3 protein-coding genes are annotated in these 5697 nt (G+C 69.1%); all 3 read right to left on the bottom strand.

Annotated features, from left to right (window positions below):
• On the bottom strand, positions 1-2513 hold a 2513-nt coding region (locus VI238_RS13240), incomplete at its 3' end, for a TonB-dependent receptor plug domain-containing protein (RefSeq protein WP_331652116.1).
• A gap of 193 nt (positions 2514-2706) precedes the next feature.
• A complete protein-coding gene (locus VI238_RS13235; RefSeq protein ID WP_331652114.1) occupies positions 2707-3573 on the bottom strand; it encodes an AraC family transcriptional regulator in 867 nt (288 codons plus the stop codon).
• A gap of 344 nt (positions 3574-3917) precedes the next feature.
• Positions 3918-5697, bottom strand: a 1780-nt coding sequence (locus VI238_RS13230; protein ID WP_331652112.1) for a hypothetical protein, incomplete at its 5' end; no start/stop codon positions are given.

The raw sequence follows: 5697 nt of genomic DNA, 5'->3' as shown, positions 1-5697 counted from the left end.
GGCGCGGTCTGCAGGTCGTACTTCTTGAGGTAGGTCGCGTTCAGGCCGACGTTGAAGCGTCCGAACGAGAACTCCGGCAGGCGGTAGTTCATCGCGAGGTCCACGCCACCGACGTCGACGCGACCGAGGTTGCCGGTCGGCTCGATGAGCGTCTGGATCTGGCCCTGGTTCGGCCCGCTCGCATAGCGCCGGATGAGCGGGCAGTAGGCGGTCTGGCCGGCGGAGCACAGGTCGATCACGCTCTGGGCGCGTACCGTCGTGATGTTGTCGTTGAGGTAGACGCGCCAGACGTCGGCACTGACCGACAGGCCTTCGAGCCAGTGCGGGTCGTACACGACGCCGAAGTCGAACGACTTGCCCTTCTCCGGGCCGATCGGGAAGCCGGCGTACGCGGCGCCCGAAAGGATCGCATTGAGCTGCACGGCCTGCGCGACGTTCTGGTTGCGGAAGCTGCCGTCGGTCGGCACGTTCACGCACGCGGGATTGCCGCCGCCGGTGTAGCCGTCGCACGGGTCGCGCGAGATTTTCGGCGCGTCGCTGCCGGCGCCGCCGAAGATGTTCGCGACGGTCGGCGCGCGGAATACCTTCGAAACCGTGCCGCGCAGCAGCAGGTCTTCGATCGGGCGGTACTCGAGCGCGATCTTCGTGTTGTTCGTGCTGCCGAAGGTCGAGTACTTCGACCAGCGGTCGCCGACCGTGAGGTTCAGCGCGTGCACGAACGGCAGGTCCTTGAGGATCGGCACGAACAGCTCGGCGTACGCTTCCTTCACGTTGTAACCGCCCTGCAGCGCGGAACCGCACTGGCTGCCGAGGGTACAGTTGCCATTGAAGTCGACGATGAGGCCGGTGTCGACGTTCGAGTGCGTGTACTCGGTGCGGTAGTTGTAGCCGACGGCGAGCTGCATGGTGCCGGCCGGCAGGTCGAACAGGCCGCCGTTGAGGTCGACGCGCTTGACCGTTTCCTTGGTCATGAAGTTGTTGACGCCCGGCGATGCCGCGCTCCTCAGCACCGCGATGCTGTTCGGATCGTCGAGGTTGAACGGATTGAACGGCGTGCAGCCCTCGATGATGTCGTCCGGCCCGGTTCCGCAGTGGACGACGCCGTCGTCGCCGAGGAACGACGGACCCGTCGCCTGGTTGAGCACGGACATGTTCGGCAGACCGTAGGTCGTCGTGCTGAGGTGCACGTGACCGTAATCGAAGCCGACTTCCCAGTTCCACTGCTGGTCGTTCCAGATCGAGAACGAGCCTCGGAAGCCGGTCGACAGCTGATCGTTCGCGGTGCCGTTGGACGCGTTGCGGTTGCCGAGCGAGGCGAGGCGTGCGGTAAACGTGTTCGCACCCGCGCCGAAATCGACGCCGAACGGGTTGTAGTAGCTGTCGGCCGAGATCACGCTGCCGTAGGGAGAACCGTACACCGCCGGCGCGAGCTGGAACGACGCCGAGGTCTTGTTGTGCATGACCGACAGGTACGCTTCGACCGAGTCGGTGAGCTTGTAGTTGCCGTTGAGGAACAGGCCGGTGCGTTCCTGCGGGGTCATCACGAGGTTGACCGTCGCGTAGTTGTATTTGTCGCTGGGGCCGTCCGGGCCGGCATTGTTGCGATAGCAGTGGTAATCGGTCGCGATGTTGAGGCCGCTTGCGCCGGGATTGCGCGCGAGGTAGCCGGAGGCGCAGCCGGGGAACAGGTCCGCGAAGGCGGACGGGATCTGCACGTGGCCGTACGGCGACGAACTCGAGCCGCCGACGTAGGTGCCGATCGGGCTGCTCGTCGAGCCGAGGCGCGACACGGAGTCCTTCGAGAACTCGCGGTGGCCCGACAACACGCCGTCGATCTTCTTGTAGCTGACGCCGGCCATGATCGAGCCCTTGTCGGAGCTCTGGCCGAACGTGAAGGAATACCCCTTCGAAGCACCGTCGTCGTGGTCGGAGATGCCGTAGTCGGCCGAGAACTCCGCACCCTGGTAGTCGTTGCGCAGGATGAAGTTGACGACGCCCGCGATCGCGTCCGAACCGTACACCGACGAGGCGCCGTCGGTCAGGACTTCGATGCGCTCGACCATGTTCGCCGGGATCGCGTTCGGATCGCCCGAGAGGTAGCGGTGGCCGTTGATCAGCACGAGGGTGCGCGGCGAACCGAGGCCGCGCAGGCCGATGCTCGAGAAGCCGGTACCACCGGAGTTGTTGACCTGCGGGTTGATGTTCGGGCCGGTGACGGCCGGCAGCGACTGGACGAGGTCGCCGAGGGTCAGCTTGCCGGTCTTCTCGATCGCCGCACGATCGATCGTCACGACCGGATTGGAGGTCTCGATGTCGACGCGACGGATGTTCGAACCCGTCACCGTGATCGTCTCGAGCTTCTGGCTGTCGCCGGCCGCATCCTGCGCGGATGCCGGCGCCATCGCACCGAAGCCGGCCGCCGCGGCAAGCGATACTACGCCGAACGGTCGCGCGTACCCCGGCATCACGCCGAGCGCACGCCGGATCGCCTGTCGAAGCTGCATGTGTCGCATGGTGTTCTCCTCTGTTCTCGAATAGTCGCCGCGCCGCCGGAGAAGCCGTCGGCCTTCTCGAACATTAGGAAAACGTGAAGACGGAGCCTTGGCCTGTCTTTTCAGGATGAGTTGCCGAAATTGAGCAACGGACCCCTTCTTCGCCATCGCGGCACACGCGCGTGCCCGGCGATGAGCGGCGTTCGCGCACGGATCAGGCCGCGACGCGGCCGCGTTCGCGCAGTCCGCTCGCCGTGATGCCGAAGCGGCGCTTGAACGAGCGCGCGAACGCGCAGCGGTCCTCGAAGCCGCTCACGCGCGCGACCTCTGTGATCGCGAGCCCGCTTGCATGAATGAGGCGATGCGCCCGCCGCAGGCGCTGCTCGACCAGCACCGCGTGCGGCGTCTCGCCGAACACGGTGCTGAACGTGCGGATGAAGTGGCACGGCGAGTAGCTCGCCATGCGTGCGAAACCGGCGATGTCGAGGTCGAGATGGCAGTTCGCCGCCATCACGTTGCGCACGCGCTGCAGGCGCAGGAACACGTTGCGGCGCTGCGACGCCGTGCGACCGGGGCAGCGCGCGATCAACGGCTCGAACTCGGCCTGCAGCTCGGTCATCGCTGCGGCGAACCTCGCCAGGGCGAGCGCCGCCTGCGTCTCGCGCGAGGCGGCGCGCGCGAGCTCGATCACGATCGAACGCAGCGCGCGGCTGGCCGGATGCAGCGCGGGCAGGAGCACCGGGTCTGCGGGCGTGTCCGCCCCGGCGCAGCGCCGCCACGCCGCGGCGCCGCACGCGAGCGCGATCCACAACGCGCCACCGCGGCCGATCGCCTGCACCCGCTGGCCCTGCTCGACGACGAGCACCTCTCCCGGCAGCAGCGTGTGCAGATTGTCGCCTTCGGCGAGCTGCAGGCGCCCGCGCAGCGGCACGAAGACCGTCGCCGCCTGCGCCGCGCCCTGCATCACGCAACCGCGCCCGGCGCCGACGACCACCCGTACGGAGGATGTCGCGTTCGCGCCTTCGCCGTTGCCGAGGTCCAACCTGCCGCCGTTCGCCAGTCGTTCGCACTCGATCCGCATTCGCGCCACCTGTCGTGAGGTCCGTCGACCCGTAGTAGCGTCAATACGCGGAGGAGTCAGGAAGCGTCGCCGACTTTTCGACGAAGCGTGGCCGAGCAGCGATGAATTCGTGGCGAACGCGCGACGCCGGAATCGGCGCACGCGGCTTCGCGGGCCGTCGACTCACGCTTCGTCGCGTCGACCGCACGTCCGACCGCATGCGCTTCCCGCGTCGCGCAGCGCGCCGCCGAATCACGTCGACACGCCACCGTACCCGCGGGAAGGCCGATTTCCGCCCGCCGCCCCGCATCGACGGAAGGCGGCCTGCCGCGCTTGCGGGACGAAGGAACCGGGATTTCGATGACCTACTCGGCCGACGCGCGATGCAGTCGGACGGCGCCCACGTCGGTGTCCTCGGCGACGACCCGCGCGAGGTAGATGCTGCGACCGTCGCGACCGACGCTGAAGGTGAGGTCGGCGATCGAATTGGGCAGCGAGATCACCGTGCGCTCGGCGCCTCCGCCGAGCGGGCGGGCCCTGAGCTCGCTCGGACCGACCGCCTTGGGCGCGACGTAGTAGAGCTCGCCGCCATGCACGCGCCAGCCGTCGAGATGCGACGGCGACAGGTCGCGATTGACCTCGATCTCGTCGCCACTCGCCAGATCGAGCCGGAACAGCCCCGATGCGGTGATGCGCGTGAAGTGCACCGCGCCGCTGGCGGGATCGAAGTCGGCGCGGCCGACGTCCTGAGCGAGCACGCGCCGGTTCGCCTCGCGCCCGCCGACGGAATCGAACGCGATGAGTTCACTGCGCCGCCCGGCGGCATTGACGACCGCGACGAAGCGGCCGTCGGCGCCGCCGTACGTGCCGCTGCGCACGTCCTCGTCGGCGACGTCGGTCAACGCATGCACGATGCGCGAGGCGACTTCGATTTCGACCAGCCGCCCTCCGAACGGGCCGCGCGCGGTGACGAGCACGCGCGCGCCGTCGGCGCGCCAGGTCGGGTGCAGCAAGGTCGGCTCCGGCAGCGAGGTGAGCGCATATGCCTCGCGCGCGCCGTGCGGGAGCAGCCACAGCTGCTGCGACCCACCGCGATCCGACACGAACACGACGTCGTCGTCGACCGGCGAAGCGGCCGGCGCGCCGTCGCTGCCGGTGGACGGCACGAGGTCGACCGCCGTGCCCGGTGCGTCGACGTCCACGCGCGACAGCTGCTGGCGCATGCGCGGAATCTCGTAGACGACCGTATCGGTCGCACGCGCGGCGCTCGGGAACTCCGCGGGCTGCACGCCGAGCGCGTCGATGCGCCCATCGGCGACATCGACCGCGTACAGGGCCTGCTGGCCGCCCTGACCCGACGAGAAGACCAGCGCGCTGCCGTCGCGGACCCAGTCGTAGCCGCGGATGCGCGTCGCAAGGTGCGTGAGCTGCCGCACCTCGCCGCCGGCCGCGGGCACGAGGAACAGGTCGCTGTTCGGATTCGCGCCGCGGCGGAACGCGATCCAGCGGCCATCGGGCGAGTAGCGCGCGTCGAGGTCCGCGTCGTTGTCGTCGTGCGCGTAGGCGAGTCGCCGCTCGGAGCCGCCCGCGACCGGCAACGTCACGATGCTCATGTCGTCGACGCCGTCGCGCGAGGGCGCGGTGCTCACGAGGCCATCGCCGTCGGGTGTCCACGCGAACGGGTTGACCAGGCCCGCCTGGCAGTCGTCGACGATGCGCTCGGAGCCGCCCAGCGGCGGCACGACGACGAGTCGGCAATGCTCGTCTTCGAAGCGCATGAACGCGACCGCACTGCCATCCGGCGACCACATCGGGTAGTACTCGTTGCCCGCTTCGCTCGTCGTGAGGCGCACGGCACCCGGCGCGTCGAGTGCCTTCTGCACGATGCGCGTGGAGTGCGTCGCGGGGTCGCCGATCGAGTACGCGATGCGGCTGCCGTCCGGCGAAATGCGCGGAAAGCTCTCCGGCCCCGGCTCCGACGTGAGGCTGCGCTGGTTCTCGACCTGCCAGTGCGGCGCCGTCGGCGGCGGTGCGGCCGGCGCGAACGTGCGCACGAGCGCGGCGATCGCGAGTGCGAGCGCGTGCGCACAGAGCAGGAGGGCGGTCGCGTCGAACCGCGCGCGCCGCCCTGCCCGCGCCGCGTTC

It is taken from the genome of Dokdonella sp., assembly GCF_036518555.1.
In the GTDB taxonomy this organism is placed as follows: Bacteria; Pseudomonadota; Gammaproteobacteria; order Xanthomonadales; family Rhodanobacteraceae; genus Dokdonella_A.
This window is presented reverse-complemented; position numbering and strand designations above follow the sequence as displayed.